The sequence below is a fragment of the Deltaproteobacteria bacterium genome (assembly GCA_016234845.1).
In the GTDB taxonomy this organism is placed as follows: domain Bacteria; phylum Desulfobacterota; class Deferrimicrobia; order Deferrimicrobiales; family Deferrimicrobiaceae; genus JACRNP01.
Genome location: JACRNP010000035.1, coordinates 1 through 4,047, shown reverse-complemented (window position 1 = coordinate 4,047; position 4,047 = coordinate 1). Strand labels below are relative to the sequence as shown.

Genomic DNA, 4,047 nt, shown 5'->3' with positions numbered 1-4,047 from the left:
GCCCGTTCACGTCCTCCTGCATCGTCCCGCGCATCTCGTCGGTGAGCAGTCCGGCGACGGACGACATGTCCCTGCGGGTCCACGCCCCCTGGATCCGGAAGAAGAGGTCGGTGGCGGCATCGGCGAACGCTTTCTCGTCGAAGGACGGGTCCATCTGGCGGATCCGCCCGATCCCCTGCCGCCGGTCGGACACCGATGCGTCTTCCGCAGGCAATGCCGCCGGGGAAGCGTACGGGCCGGTGCCGACCTGGGAGTATTGCGGCGTGGAGTACGCCTCCGCCTGTGCCTGACGCCGCTTCACGAAGTACCGGTACCCGATGTACCCGAGCCCGCCGAGAAGGAGGATCTCGAGGAAGCCGATCCCGCCGCCGCCCATCCCGTCCCCCACCCCTCCGCGCATCCCGCCGAAGAGCATGCTCCCGAGAAACCCACCGGCAAGTCCGCCGGCCAACCCTCTCATGAAGCCGCCCGGCTGCGGAGGGGGGTACGCCGACGGCGTCGGGCCCTGCGCGGGGGCGGCCGGAGACGCCGAAGGGGAGGGTGCCGAAGGCGTCGACGGGGAGTAGGAGCGGGTCGGGGTGGACATGCCGCGCGATCCGCGGCTCCCGAAGGAGCGGCTTCCGCCCGCGCGGGCGAAGGCGCCCTCCACCACGACCGCCGAGAACACCAGGAGCACCGCCACCGCCAGGAGCCGCTTCTTCATCGTCGATCCTCCGTCTTTCCGCGTCCATTTATGGGAATCGGGCCAGCGCGTATTCTCGCACATCGCGGCCCCCGAAGCGTTACGATTTCTTTCGGTCTCTGCGGGCCTTCGCCCGTTCCCGCGCCTCCGCGTTCCGGCGCCGGTCCTCGTCCGTCTCCAGGATCAACGGGGGAACCTCGACCGGCCGGCCGTCGTCGTCCAGCGCCACCATCACGAAGTAGGAAGTGTTCGTGTGCGTCCGCTTCCCGGTGCGAAGCTCCTCCGCCTCGACCCGGACCCCCACCTCCATCGAGGTGCGCCCGACGTAGTTCAGGGAGGCGTGGAGGGTCACGAGGTTCCCCACGTAGACGGGCGCGAAGAATTCGAACCGGTCGACTGTGGCGGTCACGCAGTTGCGGCCGGAGTGCCGGATCGAGACCACTCCGGCGGCCGAGTCGGCCAGCTTCATGATGTTCCCGCCGTGCACGTTGCCGATCGGGTTCGCGTCCAGCGGCGTCATCTCCTGCGCCAGGACGATCCGCGACGCGGAGACCGGCTTCCCTTTCAACGGCATCGCCTCCCCCTCTCCCTCAGCGTGTCCAGTCGACGACGTCCAGAGACCGGACCCGCCGGAATTCCCGCGTGTTGCTCGTGACGACCGTGGCGCCGAGACTGGCGGCATGCGCAGCGATCAGCGTATCCATCGAGCCGATCGGGGTCCCGGTCTTCTCGAGGGAAGCGCGAACGGATCCGTACGCCAGGGCGGCCTCCTCCCCGAAATCAAGCACTTCAAGAGGGAGGAGAAACCCCTCGAGGGCGGCCGCATTCCCTTCCGGGTTCCGGCTTTTCGCGACGCCGTGCCAAAGTTCCGCCAGCGTGATGGAGGAAATGCCGACATCCCCCGGGCGGCACCGGCGGAGGCGGGACAGGATCCGTCCCGGTCTCCCGCGGATCATGTCGATGCAGACGTTCGTGTCGAGCAGGAATTTCACCGCGACAGCCTCCCGCGCCGTTGCGCCTGCGGTTGCTCCCGATCGGCAAGGAAATCGTCGGAAAACTTCGACAGGCTCGCCACGAGGGAGTCCCACGAACCGCGCACGGGGATCAGGAGAACCACATTCCCCGATTTCTTGACGAAGACGCGGTCCTCCCGGAAACGGAACTCCTTCGGGAGTCTCACCGCCTGGCTCTGCCCGTTCCGGGTGACGATCGCCTTGGCGGTCAGCTTCTCTTTCCCGTCGCGGACCGCGAAGACCTCCGATTCGGCAACGATCAGCGTCCTCCCGGCTTTCAGCACCGTGGAACGGCACCGGAGACGATCGGCGATCGCGGGGCGCAGGAGGTTGATCTTGAACTCGGCGGTCAGGACCAGTTCGTCCGCTTTCACCAGCGTCCCCGCCGCGCCGCCCGCCGAATGGTCGGCCACGGTCGCCTGCACCCCCGCGTGGACGTAGCCGTCCTGCTGGAGATGCTTCGGAGCGACCGGCAGGACCGTCTCGCACCAGCCGGGCCCCAGGTCCGACAACTGGAGCCCCAGCTCCGCGATGAACGGCGCCTTGTCGAAGAGAGCCTTCGCCAGTTCGCGGTAGTCCGGGTTCTGCGGCTTCACGGTTCCTCCGGAGCGGCGCCCGCCAAAAGCGGGATCCGGGAAATCCCTGCTAGAATCGGATTGTACTACTTCTTCGGAAGGAGACGGCGATGCTCCCCATTTCGGAAATCGCGCGGATCGCGGAATCAAACGGCGCCCCGTTGTGCGGGGCGGCGTCCGTGGAGAACCTTCCGGTCATGCGCGAGGAGATCGCGGCGATTCTGCCGGGCGCGCGCACCGTGGTCGTCCTGGCGGCGCCGCACTCCCGCAGCGCCATCTCGTCCACGAACGTCCAGGTGGCGCAGTACGACACCATCCACGCCTACGGGCAGGCCGCCCGGGCGTCCCACGCCGTCGCCCTCCGGCTGGAGAGCATGGGGCACGCGGCGGTCGCCGTCCCCGCGTTCATCCCGATCGACATGGCCCCGCCCAAGCGCGGGATGCGGGGAGCGGTCGACTGGCGCGGAGCCGCCGTCGCGGCCGGGATCGGCGGGTACGGGGAGAGCGGGCTGCTGGTCACGCAGGCGTTCGGCCCGGCGGTCCGGCTGGGCGGGGTGGTCACCGACGCGGAGATCCCGCCGGGAGAGCCGCTTCCGAAGACGCCGTGCACGGCGTGCGACCGGTGCGTGGAGGAGTGCCCCGCGAAGGCGCTCTCCGGCGGCGGGAGGATCGACAAGCGGAAGTGCGGCGACCGGATCTTCTCCGGCGGATACCGCGCGTGGAGCGGCTTCCTTCAAGACCTCGTCGAATCGTCCCCGGAGGGGCGGAAGGAGCTCCTGGCGGGCAAGATGTCGCTCGACCTGTGGCAGAACTTCATGACGGGGAACTACTACTACTGCTTCGCTTGTCAGGCGGCGTGCCCGGTAGGGAGAGGCGCCCGGTCCTGACGGGGACCGCCTATCTGCCGCGGACCGGGTACCGGGGCGCCGCGGGAGCGGGCAGAGGGTGTTTGGGGTACACGACCGTCACGCCGGGATTGTTGAAATATTGCTCCCCGGGAGTGAACTCGAGCCGAGATCCGTTCCGGGCGAGGAACTCCCGGACCGCCGCCCGCAGTTCGCCGCCGCGCCCGGACGAACCGTACCCGTGCACCACCCGGATCGGGCCGGTGTCTCCCGCCCGAATCCGGGCATTGTAGTGCGATGCCAGCCGGGACAGCGCTTCCGCCACCGTCAGCCCATGCAGGTCGATCTCTCCCCCGGCCATCCCACCCCCTTCCGGAACCTCTTCTACCCGGATGCCTTCGGCTCTGTCGACGCGTACCCGTTGATCCGGTCGATCAGCCGGCGCAGCAATCCATGGTTCCTTCCATTGAATCGGAAGCGGATCCGTGGCAGTCCGGCGATCTCCGGTTCGTCGGCTTCCTCGGGGAGGGCGGCTCCAAGGGTGAAACCCCCCTCCTCCAGAAGATCCGGGAATTCGTCCTCCAGGATCGCGGGCGCGCCGGGGGGGAGCGGCTCCCGCAGGCGGATCACCAGTTCCGGGCCCACATACCGCGCGCTGTGGAACACCCGGTAGAACCCAAGGATCTCCTGAACGGCTTCCTCCACGCTCGAGGTGATCCGGAACAGGGAAAAATCCTCTGCGGAGATCATCTCCGCCTTCCACAGGTCCTCCTCCAGGAACCCGCGCCACGTGGCCCAGTAATTCCCGCCGGGGACGTCCACCAGCACGACGGGGAACGGGTGGGTCTTGCCCGTCTGCAGCAGGGTCAGCACCTCGAACGCCTCGTCCATCGTCCCGAATCCTCCGGGAAAGAGGACGACCCCGCTCGACT

Annotated in this window: 7 protein-coding genes; 1 reads left to right on the top strand and 6 read right to left on the bottom strand. The window is 68.4% G+C overall.

The features are described 5' to 3' along the window. The 4 genes from HZB86_03605 to HZB86_03590 all read right to left on the bottom strand — a co-directional run. The coding region (locus HZB86_03605) for a Tim44 domain-containing protein (protein MBI5904624.1) at positions 1 to 703 on the bottom strand (703 nt) is incomplete at its 3' end. 79 nt (positions 704 to 782) lie between these two features. Continuing rightward, on the bottom strand, positions 783 to 1,256 hold the full coding sequence (locus HZB86_03600) for an acyl-CoA thioesterase (GenBank protein MBI5904623.1): 474 nt from the start codon (positions 1,254 to 1,256) through the stop codon (positions 783 to 785). Positions 1,257 to 1,272: 16 nt separating this feature from the next. Next, positions 1,273 to 1,674: a type II toxin-antitoxin system VapC family toxin gene (locus HZB86_03595; GenBank protein MBI5904622.1), complete on the bottom strand. Its 402-nt coding sequence runs from the start codon at positions 1,672 to 1,674 to the stop codon at positions 1,273 to 1,275. Then, entirely contained in the window at positions 1,671 to 2,291 is a 621-nt protein-coding gene (locus tag HZB86_03590) for a hotdog fold thioesterase (GenBank protein MBI5904621.1), read from the bottom strand. The genes HZB86_03595 and HZB86_03590 overlap by 4 nt, the downstream gene beginning before the upstream one ends. A gap of 89 nt (positions 2,292 to 2,380) precedes the next feature. Here HZB86_03590 and HZB86_03585 point away from each other — a divergent pair, with 89 nt between their 5' ends. Then, the gene (locus tag HZB86_03585) at positions 2,381 to 3,157 is read left to right on the top strand and encodes an epoxyqueuosine reductase (protein ID MBI5904620.1); all 777 of its coding nucleotides are present in this window, start codon (positions 2,381 to 2,383) and stop codon (positions 3,155 to 3,157) included. 10 nt (positions 3,158 to 3,167) lie between these two features. Here the strand turns inward: HZB86_03585 and HZB86_03580 are convergent, their stop codons facing one another. Next, the gene (locus tag HZB86_03580; GenBank protein MBI5904619.1) at positions 3,168 to 3,476 is read right to left on the bottom strand and encodes a Smr/MutS family protein; all 309 of its coding nucleotides are present in this window, start codon (positions 3,474 to 3,476) and stop codon (positions 3,168 to 3,170) included. A gap of 23 nt (positions 3,477 to 3,499) precedes the next feature. Continuing rightward, on the bottom strand, positions 3,500 to 4,047 hold a 548-nt coding region (locus HZB86_03575), incomplete at its 5' end, for an LOG family protein (GenBank protein MBI5904618.1).